We start from the raw sequence: 25,300 nt of genomic DNA on the forward strand, positions 1-25,300 counted from the left end.
TTTATAGATCTGATATGTGTTTTCAGTATGCTGAATAATCTTAGATTGCGAGCTTTGCTTAAAGCGTTATTTTTAACTCGTCTTTTAATTCATTTAAAATTGGAATTAATGGTGTGGGTAATAAATTAGCACCTTAGGTTAGCTTAATGTATATCTTTATGATAGTTAATCTAACCTAAGGTGCTTCATTGAATTAGCTGTTCTGAGTATAAATTTCAATGGTTTGATCAAATTTTTCAGCTATTTTGGGATCTGTAGGTGAGAAAATTGAAGAGGTTAAGGTAACAAATGAGCAAGCTAAAAACCCCGGGATTATTTCATAAAGATTTTTTAAATCTGTCCAATTCCAATAGGTCATTAGCGGTTTCCAGACGACAACAGTAACTGCACCCGTAATCATTCCGCATAATGCAGCATTTGCACTGATATTACGGTTAAATAGGGACAAAATAACAAGAGGACCAAAAGCAGCGCCAAAACCAGCCCACGCATAGGAAACTAACCCCATCACTCGAGACTCTGGATCTTGTGCAATGATAATAGCAATAATAGCAATCGCTAACACCATAAAACGCCCTAACCAAACTAATTCCGTAGTTGATGCTTGTTTACGAATAAAGCCACGGTAAAAGTCTTCTGTCAGTACCGCAGAACACATTAAAAGTTGTGCAGATAAAGTACTCATAATAGCGGCTAAAATACCTGAAAGAACGATACCAACAACCCACGGGTTAAAAATCATTTTTGATACTTCAATAAAGACTGATTCTGGGTTAGCTAAAGTTAAGTGATGGGCTTCAAAATACGCCAAACCAAAATACCCTACTGCACAAGCCCCCGCCAAGCAAAGCAGCATCCAAGTAATGCCTATACGGCGAGCTTGATTGAGTGCGGAAACAGAATCCGCAGCCATAAAGCGTATTAAAATATGAGGTTGACCAAAATAACCTAATCCCCAAGCAAGTGCTGAGATAACACCAATGCCAGAGACATTATATAACCAATTTGAATATGGGATACCAGTGATGGCTGATTTAGTGGCTAAAACCGTTGTGATTTCTCCCCATCCTAGATGCAATAAGATAATTATAGGTGCTAGTAATAGTGCAAAAATCATTAATGTTGCTTGGATAGTATCACTCCAAGAAACGGCTAAATAACCGCCAATAAAAGTATAGGTAATAGTTGCTAACGCCCCTAACCATAAAGCTTGTTGATATTCTAATCCTAATAAACTTTGGAATAACTTTGCACCAGCCACGACGCCCGAAGCACAATAGATGGTGAAGAAAAAGAGGATAACAGCTGATGAAAGTACTTTTAATTTTGTTTTCTGCTGTGGAAAACGTTCAGCAAAAAAGTCTGGTAAAGTTAATGCGTTATTATACTGCTCGGTAAATATACGTAATCTGCCTGCAACAATGCGATAATTTAAGTATGCACCAACGGTTAAACCAACCGCAATCCAAGCTTCAGATAGCCCAGTAATAAAGATTGCACCGGGTAAACCAAGTAATAACCAGCCTGACATATCCGAGGCACCCGCTGACATTGCAGTAACAAAACTGCCCATTTTTCGCCCACCTAAAATATAATCATCAAAGTTTTTAGTTGAACGATAGGCATAAATACCGATACCTAAAATAATGAGTAGATAGAAAATAAATGCCACATAAATTTGGTATGTTTGCATAAATTAACCCCTTGTTATAGTTAAAATTATCCCTTCATTAACTACGACCAATGAAGGCTTACCACCTGTGGCGGTTATATTTTCACTACACGAAAATATATGAAATAGTTGATTAAGTTTTAATTCTTTCACCCAACTGCATAAAAATAAATTATTATTGGGTGTGTTTAATTTAATTTTTTGCGTAAAGATTTTGACCTTTCTCTATTTAGAGAAGGTCGGTAAGTCTATCATCATTACATATAATCCTCCAGTTTCTACAACCAAATTTGTATTTTATTGCTTAAACTGCCTGTGCGGCAGTGAAGTATCAATAACAACATAAAAACCGATCTCCTGATTTCTAAGCTGCCTGTGCGGCAGTGAAGCGCAGAATTAGAGCAAAAGAGCTAGATAGTGCTTTCTAAGCTGCCTGTGCGGCAGTGAAGCTGAAGTAATGTCTGGTAACTCATCTAAAAAATTTCTAAGCTGCCTGTGCGGCAGTGAAGCTGTTGCTCAAGTAGTCGAAATGGCGAAATCTTTTCTAAGCTGCCTGTGCGGCAGTGAAGTGGATATACGGACTCGCATATATTATGTGCATTTTCTAAGCTGCCTGTGCGGCAGTGAAGAGCGTTAGTTGAAGCTGCAGATCGAGGCGATTTTTCTAAGCTGCCTGTGCGGCAGTGAAGAATTGATTAATAAATTCACTTTCTATGGAACTTTTCTAAGCTGCCTGTGCGGCAGTGAAGCGTGCAGCTTTAGCTATTGTTGCTCCTCCTAATTTCTAAGCTGCCTGTGCGGCAGTGAAGCCGCCAAAATCAGAAAAACTATTTGGCTCTAATTTCTAAGCTGCCTGTGCGGCAGTGAAGGTTAGATGCTATGTTTCCTGAGTTGAACCCGTTTTCTAAGCTGCCTGTGCGGCAGTGAAGTTTTTAACATTTCTACTATTCCTTTATCCGTATTTCTAAGCTGCCTGTGCGGCAGTGAAGTAACAGTAAAGGAAATTGTAAAAGTGGTTAAATTTCTAAGCTGCCTGTGCGGCAGTGAAGATCATACAAAAGCTAGAGTATGTGCTGTATGCTTTCTAAGCTGCCTGTGCGGCAGTGAAGAGTGGTATAGTTTGCCGTACTCAAAACGGTAATTTCTAAGCTGCCTGTGCGGCAGTGAAGTAAGTATAACATTAAAGATAGCAAATGGACGTTTTCTAAGCTGCCTGTGCGGCAGTGAAGTATCAGTACAGTTTTTTATAGTTTCATCTAACTTTCTAAGCTGCCTGTGCGGCAGTGAAGAAATCCCACTGTACTAACAACAGTCAGTACAGTTTCTAAGCTGCCTGTGCGGCAGTGAAGTGTTACGAAAAAATGAATGGTAAAATGAATACTTTCTAAGCTGCCTGTGCGGCAGTGAAGTCTCACCACCATTGCAAACTAAATACCCGTCTTTTCTAAGCTGCCTGTGCGGCAGTGAAGTGGGTAAAAGCTCTAAGTTAGCGAAATTTAACTTTCTAAGCTGCCTGTGCGGCAGTGAAGGTCGACCAAAATTAGGATCTTTGCAATCTAAATTTCTAAGCTGCCTGTGCGGCAGTGAAGTGGCTTGTCTTGCTGTAATTTGCCCTCAATCTTTTCTAAGCTGCCTGTGCGGCAGTGAAGAAGTCATCTACAACGAACATAGATCTAGTAAATTTCTAAGCTGCCTGTGCGGCAGTGAAGTTAATTCACCGCCAAAATCAGAAAAACTATTTTTTCTAAGCTGCCTGTGCGGCAGTGAAGATCGTGTCCCGAACTTTTTTGTTCCCGAGCATTTTCTAAGCTGCCTGTGCGGCAGTGAAGTAGTAGTGTTAATACCATTTTCAACCTTAACATTTCTAAGCTGCCTGTGCGGCAGTGAAGTTGAAACGAGGTATTAAATGAAAAAAGATAAATTTCTAAGCTGCCTGTGCGGCAGTGAAGTTCCGAAGCAATGGAGCATTTGACAGGTAAATTTTCTAAGCTGCCTGTGCGGCAGTGAAGAAAACATTTAAACCTCAAAAGTGGAAAACTATTTTCTAAGCTGCCTGTGCGGCAGTGAAGTAAAAATGCTGATCTATGGCGGGGCTGGAACATTTCTAAGCTGCCTGTGCGGCAGTGAAGTATGTTACGAAAAGAGCGTTTTGATTGTGTATTTTCTAAGCTGCCTGTGCGGCAGTGAAGTTACCTTTTTCTTTTCGTAATCATCGTTATGCTTTCTAAGCTGCCTGTGCGGCAGTGAAGTCCTTCTTCTAATCGTAGAGAGCCACGTAAGTTTTCTAAGCTGCCTGTGCGGCAGTGAAGTAAAAAACGTGGAAATATCTTGTTCTTGGACTTTTCTAAGCTGCCTGTGCGGCAGTGAAGTTTATGACGCCTTAAGTTTTTTGGGTACCTCTTTTCTAAGCTGCCTGTGCGGCAGTGAAGCAAGATAGTGATTATTGGTCTTATCACGGACATTTCTAAGCTGCCTGTGCGGCAGTGAAGTTCACCTCTAAAAACTAACTGATTTAACTTCTTTTCTAAGCTGCCTGTGCGGCAGTGAAGAAAGTAGTGGTTATACGATTACTGGTGCAAGTTTTCTAAGCTGCCTGTGCGGCAGTGAAGGGGAACAAGCACCGTTAGGGATTTTTTCTGCTTTTCTAAGCTGCCTGTGCGGCAGTGAAGCCTTGTTCCGCACCCTGTCAAGTACAGGCTTATTTCTAAGCTGCCTGTGCGGCAGTGAAGTAAGCCGTGCTGCAGTAGTTAAATGGCTAAACTTTCTAAGCTGCCTGTGCGGCAGTGAAGACGCAGCACTAAACTTATTAGAGGTGATATCCTTTCTAAGCTGCCTGTGCGGCAGTGAAGGAGAATGATAGAAAATCACAATTTCAGAATCATTTCTAAGCTGCCTGTGCGGCAGTGAAGATCGTGTCCCGAATTTTTTTGTTCCGGAGCATTTTCTAAGCTGCCTGTGCGGCAGTGAAGTGTAATAGTTTATATAATAAATCCATATTTTTAAAGAACTTAGATAAAATTTATTAGATTTCCCCTTTTTTCTTGGCTGAAAATTTATCATTTAAAATCAATAGGTTAAAAATAGCCTCAAAAAAAAGGGGTGAGGGCTAGAACCACGGGATTGTGGTAGTGCGACTAAGTCCATAACTGGAGAATTTTCCTGGTGTTGGAGTTGAGGAAAGCTCACCAAGTTGGATATAAAGTCGTATAACTTGTTTAGTCGAGAGACTTTGCAACTGAATAAAAGGTAAGTTAAGAAACTCTTGACTTTCATCAGGGAATTTTTTTAGGGCTTCCTCTGTATTCATTTTACCTTTGTTAATGACCCGTTTGCGTAGGTTATGTGGGCTTTTTTTCTGTACACGATATACGTTACGGTAGTGAGTAGGGTTTGGAATAGCTCGAATTGGACTGACTTGCGTGTAATCACGTAAGCCTTTAAGCCAAGTTTGTTCCATTAATCGTGATAAAGCTTGTTCACTGCCGTGTAGGCGCAAAATTTTACCGAGATATTTACCATATTGTGGAAAGCTGACCCCAATTTCACCTGTACAATGTTGGGAGATAGCTCGATGTAATTTTGCAAAGAGGTTATTTAATAAAGTTTGGGCTGATATTTCAAGATCTGGCTCAACTTTAATTTCAAGGTAGTAGTCCATATTATTTTTCTCTAGATTTTTATTTTTTAGATTTTCCAAATATACCACCACGGATTAACATTGCGATGACATAATGTAATTGTTCGTCTTCTAAATCTCGATCTTTTAATAGCCAACTATCAAGTAGAGTATAGAAGTCAGATTTGTTTGCAGGTTTACGGTAGGCTATTCCACGATTAGTTACACTACCATAAGGTTCTATTGCGATTGGACCATATTGTTCAGCATCTGGATACCAAGTATCAATAGTGCGTAATGCGTTACCGATTTTTTGTGAGTGCATTGCAGCTTGTTCATTTAATTGATAGAGGTATTTACTTTTACCATTTTTTTTATCATTTTTTTTATCATCTTTTTCGTTATCTTTTTCGTTATCTTTTTCGTTATCTGTTTGAACGAATTCTTGTGATGGGAAGACAGTTTGCCCTTCACCAAGTTGAACAAAGGCTTCAACAGTTAATAGTGTTGGTTTTTCACCTTTTAAGCCTTGTGCAATAATTTCAGCAATAGGTTTGATTTGTTCTATTTGATCAAAATTTCTTAATGAATAATCTAGAGCATTGAAAACCCAGACTTGGTCTTTGTGTCGAATACGAGTGGTAATTTGTTCTGCTCCTACTCGGTTACGCCATAGAAAGCGCCCATTAACTAAGTTTAACGCATAGCGTTGGGATAATTCTTGAAAGCCATATTGGTCAATATAATTATTAATTTTAGTCGCTAAAGCTTGTTGGTATTCAGGGCTATTACAGGTTGATGGAGTAGTAAGGTTGCCTAATACTCTTAAAGAGAATGTGACTTTTAGGGTATCGGTATCAAAACTTAATGCAGCGTTATCGACGGTTTGTAAATTGGCTTGTTCAATTTTAATATCGGTGCGACTTGAGTGTGTTCCTCGTATTCCTTTTTCTTTCACCTTGATTGGTTGCCATTTGCGGTTATCATCGAGGTCTTGCCAGTTACCAGCAAACATAATTGCATCTGAACAAGCTAACTTTGCTTCAAAAGCTAATACTGAAGGGGTTTGTAATTTCGACATGATTATTTCCTTGAGTTAATTAATAAGTATCATCAGCATTTTCTAATACTGTGGTGGGTGGGGGTAAGTCTTGTTTACAGCAATGACAGACATAAAATGGTGCAGCATAGTGATACGTCCATAAAATTTGTGCCATTGAAGTAATTCGACTTGGTGAACCAACCCATTCAGCTATGCTATGAATTGCTTCGACAAAGGTTACTGGGGTGGTTTGATCTCGACTATTGGCAACTTGATTAGCGGCATAAGTTTGGCTAATTGCTTTATAGCCGATTTGAATTGGTACAAGATAACCTTGTTTTTGTTCTTGTCGCCATTCAATTTTTTTCTTTTTTTCTTTTTTCTCACTCTCTTGTTCGGTCGTATTATTTTCCTCAATAATTTTGTGGGCATTAAATTTCAATGCTGAAAAAGAGAGCCACTGCTTAAGTTTATCGGTTTGTGAAGTTTGGGCTAGCAGATCGGAACGATCAACAAGGATAAATCCCGGTAGCAATGAACGTAAGATTTTTGTAGGTTGATCGTTGGTGATATGTGAACAAAATTGAATCGAATTGATAGTACCACCTGCAAGTTTTTGTTGTTCTGCTAATGCTTTAATTTCTTTACATTTTTCTTTAACTCCTTCTTCAGAAGCGGCATTAATTCCAGTTACTTTAATAATTAAAGAAACTTCTAAATACATCTTCCCTTCTTCATTAATTGAATCTGGTTTTCCATCTTTTTTTAATGGATTACGAGTTAAGGCAAAACGGTATGGTTTATAATTATTCTCACGATAAGCATGAATTTGGGCTTGGTGGCATAGAATGGCAGTATCTGATAGGGTTATTCCTTGACCTTGAAGTTTACGAGATAAGGCATGAACATAACCTAAAAAGTGTGTAACAGCGGGAAAACCATAGGTAAAACCAGCAATTGCATTGGCATTGCTTACTTTAATCCGCTTTAAAATTAAATATTCCATTATGTCATCTCCCATATATTATATTCCGCAAAACGATTTTAAATTTTGAACTACAAAAATCTCTCATCTTTTTATCAAGGGTTAATTTATTTTTTGTTTTGGTATTGATTTGATACACCAGCCAACAGCCAAAATCTTGACTAACAGCTTGTATCCAACCATCTTTATAGATTTCTTTTGGGCTAAAATTATTATTTGGGTCTAGCCAATAGCGTTGATGAACTGGTAATTCTGAGTTTTCACTCCAACCAGCTGGTAATTCCTGCCATAACCCAGCTTGATTAAGTACATGGTCGATAACTTCTTGTAATAGTTTAATGGTTCGTTTTGTTATTTTCCTTGAGGTTGGTGTTTTTTTTTCATTTAATTTGATTAGATGTTCGACTATCGCCTGAATGGTCTTTTTTGCTGCCCTATTTATTTTATAATGGTTAAATATGTTCTCTGTATTTAATGGGGGTTTTACGACGTCTTGCCATTGTGGTGGTGCCGCACGGAAAAAATAAGTAATTCCGTTACGGTGAGATTTAGTATTAAGCAGTGAAACATTTTGAGGCTGAATACCACCAGCAACAGTAATGGCTAAATTTGGATAAGAAACGAGAGTCTCTTCACAAAACTGCTTATTTTTTCTTGCATCACGAATTTGCTTCATCTCTTGGCTATAATGGCAGCGTTGGATTTCGTTATAAATTTCTTGAGAAAGAGAAGATGAATAAAGTGGGATTAATAGGTGGTATTGATTTTCTGCAATTGGAAAATAAATTTGTTTACCCAGCGTATGGCTACTTGGATTACTGGTTGTTAACGCTTGGCTTAAACCATTGTGCCATTCTTCTAGTTGTGCATGGTTTGTGGCTAAAGGTGCCAGAGGGCTAAGATCATTTTGTTCTAAATAGCTAAGTAAAGATTTATTATTTTGATCAGTTAATTGAAGAAATCTTGCGACATCAAGAGCCGCTGCATTACCAACCGCATCAAAAGTGATATTTTCTAGACTTTGGGTATCCAAATAATGCGTAGACGTTCCCAATTTTTGATCAATTAAATTTGTTCCTTTGGCTGAACTGTGGATAAATTTAACTGCGTGAGATGCCATGCTAATTTGATTAGCTCGAGTAGCGGCATTATCGATCCAGTTAGGAATTTTATATTGATGATTAAGTTTGACAAGTTTTTCAGTATGGGTTTGTTGCAATAGATCAAGTCGCTTTTGATCGGTAGTTTGATTTTTACTTTTTTCAAACTCTTTATTTAAGGTTGCAAGTTTATCTTGATAACGCTCTTGAATAAATGTTTGAATGTTTTCAGTGAGAGTTATAGGCATAAATTTTTCTTATCTATTTAAAGCTACCTTACGGTAGTGTAAAAAGAAAAATTTCTTAACTAAAATAATTTCTAAACTACAATAAGGTATGTAGTGTTTATATATTCTACTAATGTAGAATTAAAGATCAACAAATTAGTGAAAAAATAATCTGTTGATCGCTGATTATTTATTTTTATTTCCGATAAAAACCTAAATGGGGGTGGTAATACCACAAATAGTTTCCTTCAGGTAAGCTGATCTGTGCAAAACGCAGATAAGTTTCTTCTAAACTTAAATTAAATTGATCGGCAAGTTGTTCAATTTCTTGTTCTAACAGAGGGCTTCCCCAGATTGAAATCCGTTTAGCTAGAGGTAAATTATCTGGTTCTTGATAAGTTAAATTAATACTACTTTCAATCCATTCTTGAGATGCAGGTTCCCACTCTTTCAGTGTTAGGTCATCATCAAGGAGTTCTACTATATAGTTTCGAGTTGGCCTACTTTGGCGAAATTCAGTTTGCTTTTGAAATTCGGCAAAAAGGTGGGCGTAATTTGATTTCCACCAATTTCTTAAATAATAGCTTAAATAATTTTTTAAAGCTCGATGCTCAATGTCAATTAATCCTTGATCTTCTACCTCTTGAATTCGTGGTATAGCGTTGATAGGTTGGAAATAGTCAGCTAAAGCAGATAAAGATAAGTCATGGTTAGGTAGTTTGACTTCTTCCCTTTTTTCAGTTTCTTTACATTCAAAGCCTGGATCAGTATAACAAATAACTTCTCCTTTTATTGCTTTGATATTTTTGTTTAAAATGAGAATGTTATCTAACTGTGGTGGTAATTGGCGGTGGCGTTGAACTCGTCCAACAAGCTGAATGATGGATCGCATTGAGCTTGGTTCAATGATTGCCCAATCATAATCGTGATCTCGTCCAACTTCTGCAACAGGTGTAGCAAGAACCACAAAAATATGATGTTGTTCAGGAAATTGTTGTAGGCGTTCAACCACTAATTCTTTCTCAAAAATATCTTGTGGATTTTGTCGATCTCGTTGTAACAAGGCATCAAGTTGATTTTCGATTGCTGAACGTGTCGCAAGTGGGTGTTGGCTATGGTAGATACAGTAGTGAATGCATGTATTTTCAGCTGCAGGGAGATTAAAGAGTGCTTTAGCAACAGCAACCAGAGGATTGATATTGGCGATACGGATAATACCAGTGGAAACACTTTTTCCCTGATAGCGAGTTTGAGTGGATACAGTACGGTGTTGTGTAGCGAGTTGAGTGATACCTTGATAAAGGGTTTGAGCTAATGCAGGATAAAGATCTTTTTTCGAGATATGATTAACCATTAGCCAGTTGCCTAAATGTAAATTTAGGTTCTCTTTTTTTAAATTCTCTACTCGTTTTTGGATAAATTGCTTGTGTTGCTCCTCAAATTGTTTTAAATCACAATTTATAGCTTGCGAGCTAAATTCATCAAACCATGCACAACAAATATCCGTTTCTGCTCGCTGTCCTGTTACTTGATTAAATTGTTTTCGACCAGTGTAATAACTCGAAAAAAGTTGTTGAACAAGATAAGGTGGTAGTGTGGCAGATGAGAGCAAGACTCTTGAACCTAATAAACCCGCAAAATAGACTAAACGCCCTAATGCAGGCAGATCTTCTAATGAAAAGTCATCGGGTTCATCTAGCACTAAATCACTGGTGAGTAAGCGTAGCATTGGTGCAATTTGCTGACCGCCTGATGTGCCTTCGCTCGCAGGTATTAGGTGGTCAATGGTGCTGACTGAAATTGGTGAACTTACCAGTTTTAGGATTTTATTTTGGTTTTTTAACCAGCGATTTAGGTAGTTATTTTCAATTTCACCTTCATAGCGAACATAATAGTGTTCAGCAAAATGTTGTTCGGACTCACTGCCTGTATTTTTATCATGAGTAGCCGGTATTTTTTGTTGGCTTTCAAACAAAGCTTTAATTTCTTGTGAACCGATTTGTACGGCAACATCATCGTTATCTAAATGAAGGCGGTGTTGTAATGCTTCACCAGTTTGTAATGTAAGAGTACGTAAACCTAGTGCAATACTAAAACGACAACCTAATTGTGGGTTTGCTAAGGCATAGCAGATCCGAGCATTAGCAAAGGTTTTTCCTTTTCCTGTTGATGCCATATTGATCCCAAAAAAGCCTTGTTCTTGGCTCTGTTCTGTAAGATTATAAGCACAATCATAAGCTTTATCTTGCCAGCGGAATTTATCATTCTTACTCCGCCGTTTAAAATCTTTATGCTGTGTAATTGCTGGCATTGATTGGCGTAACTTAGGAATCGTTAAGGCGAGAAGATAGGCATTATGTGCGACACCGATACAGTGTTCATCTAAATGTTGTTTCGGTTCTTTCGTTGTTTTATCCGTATTCGCAATAGCTTTATAATGTGGATCTTGCCAATGTGGGTGAGGCTGATCGGCTGAATAGTTATGATCGGCAAGCATTAATGCTAAGCGAGCAATGTGCAAGGGAAATGCCATTTCTAAATGAGCATATTCACTAAAATTATGTAATTTTAATGCCCTTTTAGCGATTTCTTTTGCTTTCTTTTGCCACGTTTTACTGCGAATAGGGGTCCCTAATTTAAAGGTGAGATTGAGAGGAATTTTGTTACTTTCGCAATTTTCGTGGTTTAACGCATTCCATTCAACACCAAGTTGTGTCAGCCAAGATGTGATGGAATTTGAATCTAATGTTATATCGGAATTAAGTTTTTTAGGTAAACGGTGGTGCGATAAAATTAACCAAGCAATACATTGTGCAATCGGTGGTAATTGTGTGAAATCGAAGGTTTTTTTCTCTGTTAATTGTTTTTCAATGAGATCTGGCGATTTATCAGAGATATTTGCTAACCGAGTCAACCACGTTTGATCATCAAGGTAAACGACCTGTTCGGAGCTTGATTTTTCTTGATCTTTAATAAATTCAGCAAAGAGTAATAGAGATAACCATTCGTGGCGGTAGGGTTCAAAATTCGAGGTTTTAGTCTTAGGAGTTAATTTATTTTGAAAAAGTTGATTTGCTTTACCAAAATCGTGAAATAGTCCAGCTAAACCAGCCAAAATTGCAGAAGTATGAATGCTGTTAAAATTATTTTCATCTTGGCTGCGTAAAATATCTCGTTGGGTCATATTAGTTGGTACGCTACCTTCTAAATTAAATTTACGTCTGTTGCCGACAATCCAAAGTAATTCCGTTTGATTTTTAGCTCTAATCCAATAGCAGGCGACTGCGGTATTTTTACGGGCAGTTTTCTTCAGCAACATTCTTAGTGTTTTTAGCCCTTCAAATGTAATAGGTGTTTGCCAAGTCCGTTGTCCTTTACGTTCAGCGAATTGATCTAGTACACGGCGAGTTTCGACTAACGCTTGTTTGCTACATTCTGAAATTAACAATATGTTCATTTATTTTCTCGCTAAAGTGGTTGCTGTAGTTTGTAGAGTTTCAATCATTGTATCTAAGGCATTAGTTTTTCTAAATTGTTGTAAGCACTGTTGGCGAAATTCTTGTTCATCATCACCTGCCATTGCTGAAAGAAAAGCCTGTGGGAGGATAACCGCATCTTTAACAATATCTGCGACATCAAAAACTAAGCCACCACGACGAGTTTTACCGTGTAATACCGCTAAGCCATGCGGTAAACCTAATACCCAGCAAGCGGTGGCTGCTAAGCCATAAGCCAGATAATTACCGTGATCTAAATAACGGTTAGCAATATCATTACTATTTCCTCGTTCAGAGCGAGTGAAATCACCATAATTAGTTGCATTACAAGCAAGTTTATACAGGCTTTTTGTGGTTGTCGCCTCAAGTGATAATAGATCTTGGGTGGTATTACAATCCGCTAGTTTTTTTCTAAAGCGTTCTAAGGTTGAAGTTAATTGTTCAGCATTATAGTTAAACGCTTGTTGTTGGCTGAGCTTTTGCCATTGGTTTTCAATTTGTTGTAGACGTTGTTGCTGAAAATGTTTAGCGGCTTCAAGTCGTTGTTGATCGTCAAACCAAAAGCTTACCCATTGTTGTAAATACTGTGTGGGACGGTATTCAGATTGAGGTTGAAACCACGAGACAGCGAGTTCAGCTTCGTTGCCAGCAAATAGAGGCGTTCCACCACCGCCACAAAAGCCAATTAAGACTCCAGCTTTGGCTAGTTCTCGTACGGCGGCTTGAGTAATTGAAGTGCCAGTTCCAAGCATAATTGCAGTGGTGTTCGCAATGGGAATATTCCAGTAGAGGCTTTCTTTGCCTTGATCGGTAACATATTCAACCCGTCCATTATTTACTAATACTCGGCAATGTTGTAGATAATAGAGATTGGCTCGCTTGGAATGAATGATAGTTTTTAGGTCAGTTGGTGAGAAAACATCAGGCATAAGACACTCCTTTGTAGAAGTTAGACGGCTAGGAATCAATTTTAGATAAAATGCTTTTTCGGTGGTAAAGGGGAAGTTGTGAATTTTTCAGCTTCCCTATTTATTGCAAGTTGTTATACCTAATTCTTTAAAGGCGGTTAGAGTCTAACCGCTTTTTTAAAAGTCGATTAAAGTAAGTTTAAAAGACTTTTTTAAAGGGTTTAATAATCACTTCCGCATAAACACCAGCTTCTACATAAGGATCAGCATCAGCCCATTCACGAGCCTGTGCAAGTGAGTCAAATTGAGCAATAACTGTAGAGCCTGTAAAGCCTGCTTCCCCCGGATTTTCATCATCAATTGCAGGATTTGGACCTGCAGTTAATAATCTGCCTTCATCAGCGAGTTGTTGTAAACGAGCGAGATGTTTTTCTCGAACAGCTAAACGTTGTGCTAAGGTATTTGGTATATCTTGAGCAAAAAGAACATAGTACATTATGCACCCCTTATCAATTGGTTGTCAGTGATATTTGAACGGTGAAGTTTATTGTGAAAGAGTAGGTGAGTGATGTCAATCTTGTTCTTGCAGAATTAGTTGATATTTAACAATGAGATATTGATAACTAAAAGCCCTAGTCAATTCTAGGGCTTTTAACGATGTTTAACAATTTTGAGAGGAATAATCTGCTAACGCTCGTTCTAATTCGTGATTATTTTCCTGAGGAATTGGACGAGGACGACCATTTTGATCGACTGCAACGAAGGTAAAAATAGCATCAGTTACACAATATTTTTCACCGATAGGCTCTTTAGAGACTTTTTTTGCCCATACTTCAACGTGAATTTTTATTGAAGTGCGACCGACAGCTAAACATCGTCCATAGCAGCAAACAACATCTCCAACACTGACGGGACGTAAAAAATTAATTTTATCTACACTGGCAGTAACGACACGTCCGTGAGCAATTTCTTTTGCTAGAATAGCTCCACCCATATCCATTTGAGACATAATCCAACCGCCAAAAATATCACCGTTTGCGTTGGTATCTGAAGGCATGGCAAGTGTCCGCAGTAATAGACTTCCTTTATTAGGAGGTTGTTGTGTTCTATTGTCAGTTTTGTTCATTGTTATCCTTTTTTTGTTCTTGTTGAGAAATATAGGGGTAGAGATAAACACCAGTGATTAGTGTAGCAATTAGTGTTAAACCAAAAAAGCCAAAAGATTTAAAATCAACCCAAATATTATCAGAGAGATAAGTACTAACATATAAGTTAATCACTAAACAGAGCAGAAAAAATATTGCCCAACCTAGGTTTAAACGTTGCCAAACTTGTTCTGGCAAGTGTAATTCTTTTGCAAGCAGATGTTTAATAATAGGTTTATTAAAGCCATATTGGCTAACTAAAAGAATGATGGCGAATAATCCATAAATTAAGGTTACTTTCCATTTTAAAAATTGAAGATCGTTAAAATAAGCGGTTAAACTGCCAAAAAAGATCACGCTAATTGCAATAACCCATTGAGATTTCTCAATTTTTCCATACATTATTTTGACAATAATAAATTGAATAATGGTGGCAATAACGAGCGTAATGGAGGCAATTTGTACGCCATAGAGTTTATATGCCGCAAAAAATAGAATAAGCGGGATAAATTCAAGTAGTTGTTTCATGCTTTACTCCAATTAGCTTGTTGGCGAAATAAAGTATAAAAACGGTAGGTAAGGACTAATGAAAATAACTCTAACCCATTGATAACAGGAATAATAATTAGTGTAGGAATACCACTTTTAGCTAAACTAAAATTTAAGGCGTTTGGTAAGAAAAACGCAAGAATAAAAAATAAAAAAAGTGATGAAAAATGTCCTTTACTATGTTCCCATAATTTTTTAAATAATTGACTAAGCCGTTCATTTTCAATTAGATAAGCGTATGGAAATAAGCAGAGGCGAATTAAAAAGAATAGCGTGAAAATTAAACCAATAATAAGAAAAAAAGAAAGTTGCCCTGTAGATGATGTAACCACTAAGCTTGATGAGGCAAATAATGTAACAGGGAAAAAAGTGATGAGATATATTAATAAGAATGTCGGTAATTTTTTTAATGCTGTCAAAAATAATTGTTGAAAAGTATGTTGACGACCAACACTAGTATTATCAACACTTAAGAAAAAACAAAGATTAAGCAATAGTGAAAATAAACCAGAAAATAGGGAAAGATAGAGTATGCCTAAAGCAGGGCTTTGCATTTCTTGAGAATTAGTCAGCTGTTGTTGTAATTCAGTAATTGAGCTATCACCGAAAAATTGTTGCATTATAAATGATGTACCAAGTTGAACAAGGCTAGTTAAAATCAGAAAAAAGAGAAATTGTTGTTTTTGATTGCGAATGAAGTTCCAACTATCTGTTAAAATTTGAACAAAATTGAATGGCATAACTGTTCCTAAAATGAAAGTTAATCAAAATGGTATAGAGTATAGCAATTCTTGGGTATAAATTCAGTAAAGAAAGTGATGAGAAAGAAAAAACCTATCCTTGATTTAAGATAGGTTTTTTCTTTTTAATTAAAGTTTGAATTAAAGTGATAAAACACTAAATTCCCAGTTTTTATCTTTATTCAAAATAAGTCGATGCGTATGATGAGACAGTAAGGTTGAACGATGCCCGACACTAATAATGGTGCTGTTTGGCAATTGTTGATTAATCAGTTGATACATTTCATATTCTAACCCTTCGTCCATACTAGCGGTTGCTTCATCAAGGAAGGCTACTGCAGGTTTGCGTAACAGTAAGCGAGCAATAGCAAGACGTTGTTGTTCTCCCGGTGATAAGGTGCGATTCCAGTCGTTTGACTCTAGAAGATTTTCTGTTAGATGAGCAAGATGAACCTGTTGTAAAGTTTGTTTCGCTGATGAGATCAGATTGTCATCAGTTGGAATTTCTTGTGGATAATATAGTGCTTCAAGTAAGCTGCCTTGTGGTAGGTAAGGTCGTTGAGAAAGGAAAAGGCGATCTTCAGGACAGTAGATGGTACCATCTGCATATTGCCATAATCCAGCAATCGCTCTTAACAGTGTTGTTTTTCCAGCTCCAGAAGGACCTTGGATTAAGACTTTTTCACTTGCTTGAATAGTTAAATTTAATGGTGTTAATAGTTTTGAACCATCAGGTTTTCTTAATTGAACCTGTTCAAAAATAATGGCATCAGTATTTGGGTGGTGTTCTAAATTCCCTGTTTGGTGTGAATCATTGATTGCATTTACGAAGCCAGCTAGACGGTGTAATGTTGCACGGTAGGCGGTAAATTCATCATAACTATTACGAAAGAAGGAGAGTGATGAATGTACTTGTCCGAAGGCTTGGGCAGTTTGTACCATATCCCCTAGGGTAATTTGTTTTGAGAAAAAACGGTTTGCCTGAATAAGGAATGGAAAAATAACGGAGATTTGCGAAACAATAACGTTAAAGCCTGAAAGTTTCAGGGTTCGGAACACTAATTTCCAAACGTTATCAATAATTTTAGCAAATTGAGAATTAAGCAAAACTCGTTCTACTTTTTCCCCTCGATAAAATGAAATACTTTCAGCGTATTCTTTCAAACGAATGAGTGAGTAACGGTAGTTAGCGTTAAATTTTTCATTATCAAAATTTAATTGAATCAGTGGACGACCTAGTTTGAAAGCAAAAACGCTGGTAATTAACACATAGATAAAGACTAAAAAGACGAGTAAGTGCGGAATTTCAATTCCTGCAATTTGCATTGAGCCTGATAAGTTCCAAAGAATCACGGTAAACGCAACTAGAGAGACAAGGGAGGAAATCACACCAGTCGAAAGACTGAGAGAGTTATTTACATAACTTTGGATATCTTGTTGAATACGTTGATCTGGATTATCAAGCTGATCGTTACTGTATTGAATTTTATAATAGGCATTATTTTCTAACCATTTATCTAATAAATTATCATTTAACCATTGTCGCCACTGAATGAGAAAACGTTGTTTAATATAATAAATAAACAGAACATTGGCTAAATTAATACCTGCGATAATGGCAAACCAGATCATTTGTTCCCAAAATTTATTTTCATCAAGTTTTTGGAGTGCATCATACATTGTGTTGTACCATTGAGAGAAAATAACATCAATGCGAACTGAAAATAAAGTGAGAATTAAAATAAAGCTGAAACCTAATAATGGGCGTAAACTACGTTTAGGCGAAAAATAATCTTTTCCTAATCACCAAAATTGTTTTCCCCAATCGGTAAGTTTAATTACAAAATAACCTGCAATACCACTACAAATTAGGGTAATAATAAAGGCTTTTGCAACCCAGATGGTAGATGTTAGTGCTTCTTGTGTTAAATTCATCGTATTTCCTTGAATTATACTTGAGTAAATCACTTAGGTATTCTTTTTATCATAAAATTTTTTATAAAGATAATCTTTTTATAAAAAATTATCATTCTTAATAATGTAAATATATGTAACATAATAATTGAGCTAATCTGTTTCAGGCGAAGATAAATATTAAGAATATATCTAAAATTTAAGTGTTCGATATTTTGTTCGAATAATTCCTAAAGTCTAAATAATTGAGTAAATTTAATTATTTTCTAAATCAAAGAATGGGTGGTGAGTATAATGTAAAATATAATAGAGATTATAGGTTTTGGATAGTAAAATTTTATTATTGTTTATTTGATGAGTTTTTTTAAATTATTTTCTTTTCACCTTATAAATTTAAAATATAAATAAATGCTTTACATAATTTTCAAATAAATTTTTAAATGATTTGGTTTTTATGAAATTTAATGAAATAGTATTGCTCAAATTAGTTAAAGAATATTAATAGCTTCAATATGATTGAAAATCAGAAAGCGTAACTTTACTTTTTAATGCTTTCTTTGCCCTTAGCGTAAAGAGATTTTACGGCGTATTCCTCTTAAAATTAAGAAAACCCACGGCCAAACAGAACCACTGACGATTGAGCCTATTAATTCTTGAGAGTGAAATTTGGCATTATGTACAAATAATTCAACTAGAAATAAGCCAAAACGAATGACAGCAATAAATAAGATGACTAGCAAACTTTGTTGCCATAAAGATAAATTTCTGAGGATTAAATAGTTATTATGGGTTGCGAGGAGATAGACAAAAACAGATAAAATCAGTGCGTGAAGCCCTAATAAGGAACCAGAAACCAGATCCCAGCTTAAACCAAGGAGAAATGCTGTACCGATATTTACTTTGTTAGGTATAGCCATAACCCAATACATTAACACCATAATTAACCACGCTGGGCGGTAGCCTTGTAATTCGACTGGCCAAGGAAAAACTTCACAAACTAAAGCAAGAAGGAAGGTTAAAAATACCACAAAATATTGAAAGAGAGAGTGAATTTTCATTGTATTTTTGTCCCTTTGAGTTGAGATTTTGGTGCTAGCGGTGTAGCAATTTCTTCTGGGGTATCATCTTGGCTGTCATTAATTGGATTTTCATTGAGTAAAGGGATATTTTGTAGATTTTCTTCAATGTTATCAATCTCTGCTTCACTATTTTGTAAGTTAAGTGGCTGTTTGGTATCAATCTTAGGTTTAGATAAACGTTGTTTGACGGCTTCTCTAACCGCTTGAGGAGAGAGAGTACCAGCTTGATGTAATTCTTCGTTGGTTGGCCATAAAAGCAGTAAATAGCGTAACCGATCGAGAGAAGCGAGTGGTTTGGCTGTAATGGTTGCAAAATAGTTATTATTATTTCGGCTGATCTTATCAACTATTGCAACTGGATAGCCTTCAGGGTAACGTCCCCCTAAGCCTGAAGTAACGAGGAGATCGCCTTGTTTTACATCAATTGTACGAGGGACATTATCTAAAGTTAATTCATCATAACGTCCAGTACCTGATGCAATAAGACGAACGTCATTGCGTAATATTTGTAGTGGAATAGAGCTACTGCTGTCAGTTATTAGTAGCACACGGGCAGAGTGTAACCCTACCGCAATGATTTGCCCAACAATGCCTTTTTCATCAATAATAGGTTGACCAATATAAGCACCGTCTTTTTCACCTTGATTAATTACGACTTGCAGACGATAAGGGTCGGTATCCGCTGAGAGGACTTCTGCCACTTTTTTATATTCATCTTGGCGTAGGGGCGAATTTAATAACAGGCGTAAGCGTTGATTTTCAACTTTCAGTTGATCAAGCAACAATAAATCCGCATTTTTTTCTCTTAGTTGATCTTTCAATACTTTGTTTTCAATTTGTAGTTTTGTGGTATCTACAAGATTTTCTGAAACGCTATCAAGTAAAGTACTGGGGGTATTTGCTAGATAGTATATACTACCAGCAGCAGTTTCAAAGAAAGAACGGACTTTGCCTAGAGTAGGGTTTTGTTCATCAGTGAAGATGAGTGCCATTGATAGAAAAACAGCAATAACTAGCCTTATGCCTAATGGTGGTGGACGATTAAAAATTGGTTTCATCGTATCCACCAACTGGCTTGATTTGAGTGAAGTAAAAAGTGTGAAAAGTGTTTTCAGTGGTAGTGTTACTACCACTGTATTGTGTTTGAAAATGAGGATTTTTTTGCGGTACTACAATACTTTTCACAGTTAACCCAGATTAAGACGAGGGTTAAAGATCATCGCTACAAATATCGTTACCATGGCGATCGATCATATCTAATGCTTCACCACCACCACGAGCAACACAAGTGAGAGGATCTTCAGCGATAATAACTGGAACCCCTGATTCTTGTGAAAGTAGAATATCAATATTTTTCATTAATGCCCCACCTCCTGTTAGCACCATACCACGTTCAAAAATATCAGCGGCTAATTCAGGAGGGCATTGTTCTAGTGCTGTACGTACAGCAGCAACGATACCATTTAATGGTTGTTGAATTGCTTCTAATACATCTTTGGTATTGAGTGTGAAACTACGTGGGGCTCCTTCAGCTATATTATGACCGTGTACTTCCATTTCCATAATTTCATCGCCTTCTGCAATGTAAGCACAGCCTAATTCTTTTTTAATGCGTTCTGCGGTGGTTTCTCCAATTGCTGAACCAAAAGTGCGACGTACATAAGCAATAATCGCTTCATCAAAACGATCTCCCCCAATACGTACAGAGGAAGAATAAACTACACCATTGAGAGAAATAACGGCAACTTCGGTGGTACCTCCTCCAATATCAATAACCATTGAGGCAATAGGTTCAGAAACGGGTAAGCCCGCACCAATTGCAGCAGCCATTGGTTCTTCAATTAAATAAACTTCTCTTGCACCAGCACCATAAGCAGATTCTTTGATAGCTCGACGTTCAACTTGAGTTGCACCAGCGGGTACACAAACTAAAACTCGAGGGCTTGGACGAATGAAATTATTTTTATGTACTTGTTTAATGAAATATTGCAACATTTTTTCTGTAACAAAAAAGTCTGCAATAACACCGTCTTTCATTGGTCGGATTGCAACAATGCTTTTAGGGGTTCGACCTAACATCATTTTTGCTTCTTGCCCAACAGAGGCGATACTTTTTAATGCTCCACTACGGTCTTGACGTATTGCGACAACAGAAGGTTCATCAAGTACAATACCTTTTCCTTTAACATAGATTAGGGTATTCGCTGTACCGAGATCGATTGAAAGGTCATTTGAAAAAAGGCCACGAATTTTCTTAAACATAATAGTGCTGCTCACCTAGGTTGAATACTGTTCAATTTAATATTTGAATTTTAGCCAAAAAATTTGGCTAAATTTATCAAAAAAATTGCCTTTTTAACAGTAAAGAAACGGCTTTTTTCTTGAATTTACTCGAAAGAGGGAGAACAGAGAGAAAAAAGGCGAGGTATATCTCGCCTTTTCGTATTATTTAATCAGAAGGTTAGCTTATTTACTGCCATCTTCAAGGGGTGTTTTTTCTATAAATTCTGGTAATGGTTTATGTTCACTTGCAAGCATTTCATAAATTACTGGCAAGATTAATAACGTAAATAAGGTACCAATTGCCAAGCCAGCAACAATGACTACTCCAATACTGAAGCGAGATACTGCACCAGCCCCTGTGGCATAAAGCATAGGAATAAGACCCGCAATCATTGCAGCGGTTGTCATTAAAATTGGACGTAAACGAATTACCGCTGCATGGAAGATGGCTTCACGGCGATTTTGCCCATAATGGAGTTGTTGTTCTTTCGCAACTTCACACATCAGAATACCGTGTTTGGTAATTAAGCCTACGAGGGTGATTAAGCCTACTTGTGAGTAAATGTTTAAGGTACTTCCTGTTACACCGAAGAAAGCGAGTAGATTAAGAACAAGTAAAGCACCACTGACAGCTAATGGAACAGCAATAATAATCACCATTGGATCACGGAAGGATTCAAATTGGATTGCAAGCACTAAGAAAATTACGATAACTGCTAATGCAAAGGTAATGGTTAGGCTATTTCCTTCTTGTACAAATTGACGAGATTCGCCTTTGAAGTCAAAGTTATAGCCTTTTGGTAATAAGGTATTAGCCGTATTTTCAAACCAGTGAACCGCATCACCCACTGAGCTTCCCGGTGCAGGAATAGCGCTTATAACCGCAGAATTTAGCTGATTAAAACGGTTTAAAGAGGAGGGTTGCACTGTTAATTTCATTGTAATCAGGTTACCAAGTGGAACTGGTGTACCATTTGCAGCAATAACATAGAATTTATCTAGATCGTTTGGATTAAGGCGTAAATCTCTCGGTACTTGTGAGATCAATTTGTATGAGCGACCATCGATCCCAGCCCAAGAAATCGTACCACCTGAGAGGTAACTACCTAGGACGGTACTGATTTGTTGCATATCAATACCATAGGTACCTGCTTTTTCTTTATCCACTGTAATTTCCATTTGTGGAGTATTAAATTTTAGATCTAAGCTGTTAAAGACAAATTTCCCCGATTTTTGTGCTTTTTCTAACACTTGTTGTGCAATATCGGCTAATTTAGCTGGATTGTCTGCCGTAGTGATAACAAAAGCGACTGGCGTACCTTGTTCACCCGTATCAATCGGTGAAAAACCAAAGCCATTGATATTCGCTTCAGGAATATTTTTGGCTGCTTTATTTAGTATATCTGTAATTTCAGCTTGGCTACGATTTCGTTTACTCCAATCCACTAAGGTGGCGATAACTAAAGATTTATTAGTACTAGGTACACCAGAGAGTACCAGTGAAAACTCTACTTCAGGTATTGTTTTCAATATTTTATTGTATTCTTGCATCGCTTCTTGGATATAGTCCACATTCGTATTTTCAGGTCCAGAACCTAAAGATAAGATCGCTCCTTGGTCTTCTTGTGGGATTAATTCACTTGAGAGATCTTTGATTAGAAACGGTAAGCTACAAAAGATCAGTAATGAAAAGGTTAAGACTGATTTTTTATTATTGAGCATAATAGTTAACACTTTGCTGTAAAAATTAGTAACTTTTGTTAAGCTATTTTCAATAATAGTTTCAAATTTTGTTGGGTTAGCGTGAGGTTTGAGTAGTTTACTACACATCATCGGCGATAGAGTTAGAGCAATAATCCCAGAGATAAAGACAGCCCCTGCAAGTGTTAAGGCAAATTCTTTAAATAATGCCCCTGTGATTCCACCAATGAGTCCCATCGGTGCGTAAACAGCACAAAGCGCTATTGTCATTGAAATAACGGGAACGGCAATTTCTCGTGTGCCGATAATCGCTGCTCTAAATGGGGTTTCACCTTCTTTAATATGGCGGTCAACATTTTCTAATACGACAATAGCATCATCAACTACTAAACCAATCGCAAGGATGATAGCGAGTAAAGTCATTAAGTTGATTGAAAAATCAAAAAGTTGTAAGAGTAATACCACCCCGATAAGTGAAATTGGAATAGTAATAATAGGCACAATAACCGCACGTAATGATCCTAAAAAGAGTGTGATCACTACTAATACAATGACCGTTGCTTCAACAATTGTTTTGATAACATCGTGGATAGAGCTATTGATAGCGATTGTTTTATCATATAGCACTTTAGCATCGATATCAGCAGGTAAATTTTTGACGATATTATCAAAAAGAGGGTAGATATTTTTAACTACGGTTAAAGGATTTGCATCTGATGCAGGTTCTATTGAAACGATAACCGCATTTTCACCATTAGCAGTGGCACGAACATTATCGCTGGCTTTCCCGAGATCGACTTTTGCGATATCGCCTAAACGCACAAGGTTGCCATTTTGATTGCGAATAACTATATCACGTAATTCTTCGGCAGAACGAGCCGTGCCTTCTACTTTATTTTTATAAACAACATAGTAGCCATTAACATTACCAGCAGCAGTTTGCACGTTATTGCGTGATAAAGCACCAATAACTTCGGTTGCGGATAATCCTTGAGCCGCCATCTTGGCAGGATCTAACCAGATGCGTAGTGCATAAGGTGAACCATAAACATCAACTTTAGCAATACCATTAATGGTATAGAATTGTGGTTTGATGACTCGTTCGATGTAATCTGTTACTTGGCTAGAATCAAGGGCATCAGAGGTAAATCCCATATACATAATACCTGAACCACCACTGGAGGAAGTAATGGTTGGATCTTCAATCCCTTTTGGTAAATCAGAACGAACAGAGTTTACCTTTGCCAAAATATTTGCTAGTGCTTCATTTGGGTTGGTGTTTAGCTTCATCTTAACTGTAATTGTTGATGAGCTTTCCTGACTAGATGAAGACATATAGTCAATATTATCAGCTTGAGCCACTGCTTCTTCAAGTTTAGACGTGATAAAGGCTTGAATCAGGTTTGCATCAGCACCGGGATAAACAGTGGTGATATTAATAACAGTGGTTACGAGTTTTGGATATTCTCGTACAGGTAATTTAGTGATCGCTTGTAATCCAAGGATAACTAACATTAAGCTAATAGAAATTGCCAATACTGGACGGCGAATAAAAATATCGGTAAATCGCATTGTTTTGCTCTCCGTTTAGTAATTGGAAGTCTCAGCTGGTACGTTAGCACCAATAATTGGTTTATCTATGACTTCAACATAAGTACCATTACTTACATTTTGTAATCCCCCTGTGAGGAAGTAACTACCAGCGGTTAAGTGTTTATTTGCTTTTAATAAAGCATCGGTACCTCGCCGTTTAAGGGTTTCTACGCTAATTTGTTTTGCTTTAAAAAGGCGTGAAAGATTAACTTCTTGCTGGCTAAACAGTTGTTTTTCTTGTTCTGTTAACGGCTCAAGAATATACGCACTTTGTCCATACATATTGTAAGTAATACCAATTTGAGGAACGACAATTTGGTTATGTAAGGTTGGTAATTCAACTTGTAAGCGGGTGAACATTCCTGATAGAAGTTTATTTTCTGGATTATCAAAAGTGGCTTCTAGTTCAATTAACCCTGTATTGCGATTAATTGCAGGTTCAATCGCACTAACAGTCGCAACAAAGGTTTCATCTGGATAAATATCTGTGGTTGCCAGTACTTTTTGTCCTAATGCAAGTTTTGGTAATTCATCTTGTGAAAGTGCAAAGGTAACTTTCATCGTACTGTGGTCTTCAATTCTGACCATTTCAGTACCTACATTGACATATTGCCCAACGTTAACCCGTACAATCCCAGCAATACCATCAAAAGGTGCATAGATTTGGCGACGAGCAATACTGGCTTTTAAGGCTTCGATATTGGCGACTAATGATTGATAGTTTGCGGTAGCGTTATTTAGTTCAACTTGAGAAACACTTTTAGTTTTATACAGTGCTTGATAGCGTTGATAAATATTTTTAACGCTAGGCAGTTTTGCTTCAGAGGCTTGTAATTGTGCTTTTTCGACACTGCTATCTAATTCAATTAACAGATCCCCTTTTTTGACTTGTTGTCCTGAAACGACATTAATTTTTTTTACCACTCCCGAGGCTTGAGAGCTAAGTACCGCACCTTGTTGTGGGCGAATTAAACCTGTACTACTTAAGGTTGGAGTCCAATCAGTTGGCTGAATTTGGATTGCTGTTACTTTATAAACAGTAGGTGGTAAGTGGGCAAGATATTGGTTGATTTTATCTTGTTTAAACCACTGTAAAAACAGCACTCCTCCAAATGCAAGTAAAAATATGATTAGCACGACTTTCATCATAATATTTGATGATCTAGACGTTTCTTGCATTGCTTTCATATAAAAATCTCCATATAAAATAATCAGTTATTGTTATTTTAAGGTAAAATAAGGTTAATTA

Annotated in this window: 17 protein-coding genes, 1 pseudogene and 1 CRISPR repeat array; all 18 genes and pseudogenes read right to left on the minus strand. The window is 37.0% G+C overall.

The genetic code is table 11. The annotated features are described in order from the left end of the window. Positions 1-193: 193 nt before the first annotated feature. Positions 194-1,693, minus strand: coding sequence for a sodium/proline symporter PutP (putP, locus tag CEP47_RS00700; protein ID WP_261919873.1), 1,500 nt, complete (start codon positions 1,691-1,693; stop codon positions 194-196). 280 nt (positions 1,694-1,973) lie between these two features. Continuing rightward, a CRISPR array of direct repeats spans positions 1,974-4,641; the repeat unit is 28 nt; unit sequence TTTCTAAGCTGCCTGTGCGGCAGTGAAG. A gap of 137 nt (positions 4,642-4,778) precedes the next feature. Further along, positions 4,779-5,330, minus strand: a complete 552-nt coding sequence (cas6f, locus tag CEP47_RS00705) for a type I-F CRISPR-associated endoribonuclease Cas6/Csy4 (protein ID WP_261919872.1) — start codon at positions 5,328-5,330, stop codon at positions 4,779-4,781. Positions 5,331-5,349: 19 nt separating this feature from the next. Continuing rightward, the gene (gene csy3 / locus CEP47_RS00710; RefSeq protein WP_261919871.1) at positions 5,350-6,369 is read right to left on the minus strand and encodes a type I-F CRISPR-associated protein Csy3; all 1,020 of its coding nucleotides are present in this window, start codon (positions 6,367-6,369) and stop codon (positions 5,350-5,352) included. A 19-nt stretch (positions 6,370-6,388) separates the two neighbouring features. After that, positions 6,389-7,336 (minus strand): type I-F CRISPR-associated protein Csy2, encoded by a 948-nt coding sequence (gene csy2, locus CEP47_RS00715; protein ID WP_261919870.1) that lies wholly within the window; start codon positions 7,334-7,336, stop codon positions 6,389-6,391. Positions 7,337-7,340: 4 nt separating this feature from the next. Beyond that, positions 7,341-8,663, minus strand: coding sequence for a type I-F CRISPR-associated protein Csy1 (csy1, locus tag CEP47_RS00720; protein ID WP_261919869.1), 1,323 nt, complete (start codon positions 8,661-8,663; stop codon positions 7,341-7,343). A gap of 175 nt (positions 8,664-8,838) precedes the next feature. Next, the gene (gene cas3f, locus CEP47_RS00725; protein ID WP_261919868.1) at positions 8,839-12,099 is read right to left on the minus strand and encodes a type I-F CRISPR-associated helicase Cas3f; all 3,261 of its coding nucleotides are present in this window, start codon (positions 12,097-12,099) and stop codon (positions 8,839-8,841) included. Next, the gene (cas1f, locus tag CEP47_RS00730; protein WP_261919867.1) at positions 12,100-13,068 is read right to left on the minus strand and encodes a type I-F CRISPR-associated endonuclease Cas1f; all 969 of its coding nucleotides are present in this window, start codon (positions 13,066-13,068) and stop codon (positions 12,100-12,102) included. A 178-nt stretch (positions 13,069-13,246) separates the two neighbouring features. Next, positions 13,247-13,543 carry a YciI family protein gene (locus CEP47_RS00735; RefSeq protein ID WP_261919866.1) on the minus strand — a complete coding sequence of 99 codons (297 nt, stop codon included), beginning with the start codon at positions 13,541-13,543 and terminating at the stop codon, positions 13,247-13,249. A 165-nt stretch (positions 13,544-13,708) separates the two neighbouring features. Continuing rightward, a complete protein-coding gene (gene yciA / locus CEP47_RS00740) occupies positions 13,709-14,179 on the minus strand; it encodes an acyl-CoA thioester hydrolase YciA (protein ID WP_261921023.1) in 471 nt (156 codons plus the stop codon). Next, complete coding sequence (locus CEP47_RS00745) at positions 14,160-14,720, minus strand: septation protein A (protein ID WP_261919865.1); 561 nt, start codon at positions 14,718-14,720, stop codon at positions 14,160-14,162. The genes yciA and CEP47_RS00745 overlap by 20 nt, the downstream gene beginning before the upstream one ends. Further along, positions 14,717-15,481 (minus strand): hypothetical protein, encoded by a 765-nt coding sequence (locus tag CEP47_RS00750; RefSeq protein ID WP_261919864.1) that lies wholly within the window; start codon positions 15,479-15,481, stop codon positions 14,717-14,719. Before CEP47_RS00750 ends, CEP47_RS00745 begins: the two co-directional genes overlap by 4 nt. Before the next feature lie 141 nt (positions 15,482-15,622). Further along, positions 15,623-17,416 (minus strand): annotated as a pseudogene (locus CEP47_RS00755) (ABC transporter ATP-binding protein/permease). A gap of 542 nt (positions 17,417-17,958) precedes the next feature. Continuing rightward, positions 17,959-18,453 (minus strand): rod shape-determining protein MreD, encoded by a 495-nt coding sequence (gene mreD, locus CEP47_RS00760; RefSeq protein ID WP_261919862.1) that lies wholly within the window; start codon positions 18,451-18,453, stop codon positions 17,959-17,961. Next, the gene (gene mreC, locus CEP47_RS00765) at positions 18,450-19,532 is read right to left on the minus strand and encodes a rod shape-determining protein MreC (protein ID WP_261919861.1); all 1,083 of its coding nucleotides are present in this window, start codon (positions 19,530-19,532) and stop codon (positions 18,450-18,452) included. The genes mreD and mreC overlap by 4 nt, the downstream gene beginning before the upstream one ends. After that, a complete protein-coding gene (locus CEP47_RS00770) occupies positions 19,516-19,659 on the minus strand; it encodes a hypothetical protein (protein ID WP_261919860.1) in 144 nt (47 codons plus the stop codon). Before CEP47_RS00770 ends, mreC begins: the two co-directional genes overlap by 17 nt. A gap of 24 nt (positions 19,660-19,683) precedes the next feature. Next, a complete protein-coding gene (locus CEP47_RS00775) occupies positions 19,684-20,739 on the minus strand; it encodes a rod shape-determining protein (RefSeq protein WP_275979956.1) in 1,056 nt (351 codons plus the stop codon). A 201-nt stretch (positions 20,740-20,940) separates the two neighbouring features. Next, on the minus strand, positions 20,941-24,030 hold the full coding sequence (locus tag CEP47_RS00780) for an efflux RND transporter permease subunit (RefSeq protein ID WP_261919858.1): 3,090 nt from the start codon (positions 24,028-24,030) through the stop codon (positions 20,941-20,943). 15 nt (positions 24,031-24,045) lie between these two features. Next, on the minus strand, positions 24,046-25,239 hold the full coding sequence (locus CEP47_RS00785; protein ID WP_261919857.1) for an efflux RND transporter periplasmic adaptor subunit: 1,194 nt from the start codon (positions 25,237-25,239) through the stop codon (positions 24,046-24,048). Positions 25,240-25,300 lie beyond the last annotated feature (61 nt).

The organism is Mergibacter septicus (genome assembly GCF_003265225.1).
Classification (GTDB): Bacteria; Pseudomonadota; Gammaproteobacteria; order Enterobacterales; family Pasteurellaceae; genus Mergibacter; species Mergibacter septicus.

What these genes read in the sequence shown, in the direction of transcription:
- putP (WP_261919873.1), bottom strand. Translation starts at nt 1,693, where the DNA reads ATGCAAACATACCAAATTTATGTGGCATTTATTTTCTATCTACTCATT.
- cas6f (WP_261919872.1), bottom strand. Translation starts at nt 5,330, where the DNA reads ATGGACTACTACCTTGAAATTAAAGTTGAGCCAGATCTTGAAATATCA.
- csy3 (WP_261919871.1), bottom strand. Translation starts at nt 6,369, where the DNA reads ATGTCGAAATTACAAACCCCTTCAGTATTAGCTTTTGAAGCAAAGTTA.
- csy2 (WP_261919870.1), bottom strand. Translation starts at nt 7,336, where the DNA reads ATGGAATATTTAATTTTAAAGCGGATTAAAGTAAGCAATGCCAATGCA.
- csy1 (WP_261919869.1), bottom strand. Translation starts at nt 8,663, where the DNA reads ATGCCTATAACTCTCACTGAAAACATTCAAACATTTATTCAAGAGCGT.
- cas3f (WP_261919868.1), bottom strand. Translation starts at nt 12,099, where the DNA reads ATGAACATATTGTTAATTTCAGAATGTAGCAAACAAGCGTTAGTCGAA.
- cas1f (WP_261919867.1), bottom strand. Translation starts at nt 13,068, where the DNA reads ATGCCTGATGTTTTCTCACCAACTGACCTAAAAACTATCATTCATTCC.
- CEP47_RS00735 (WP_261919866.1), bottom strand. Translation starts at nt 13,543, where the DNA reads ATGTACTATGTTCTTTTTGCTCAAGATATACCAAATACCTTAGCACAA.
- CEP47_RS00745 (WP_261919865.1), bottom strand. Translation starts at nt 14,720, where the DNA reads ATGAAACAACTACTTGAATTTATCCCGCTTATTCTATTTTTTGCGGCA.
- CEP47_RS00750 (WP_261919864.1), bottom strand. Translation starts at nt 15,481, where the DNA reads ATGCCATTCAATTTTGTTCAAATTTTAACAGATAGTTGGAACTTCATT.
- mreD (WP_261919862.1), bottom strand. Translation starts at nt 18,453, where the DNA reads ATGAAAATTCACTCTCTCTTTCAATATTTTGTGGTATTTTTAACCTTC.
- mreC (WP_261919861.1), bottom strand. Translation starts at nt 19,532, where the DNA reads ATGAAACCAATTTTTAATCGTCCACCACCATTAGGCATAAGGCTAGTT.
- CEP47_RS00780 (WP_261919858.1), bottom strand. Translation starts at nt 24,030, where the DNA reads ATGCGATTTACCGATATTTTTATTCGCCGTCCAGTATTGGCAATTTCT.
- CEP47_RS00785 (WP_261919857.1), bottom strand. Translation starts at nt 25,239, where the DNA reads ATGAAAGCAATGCAAGAAACGTCTAGATCATCAAATATTATGATGAAA.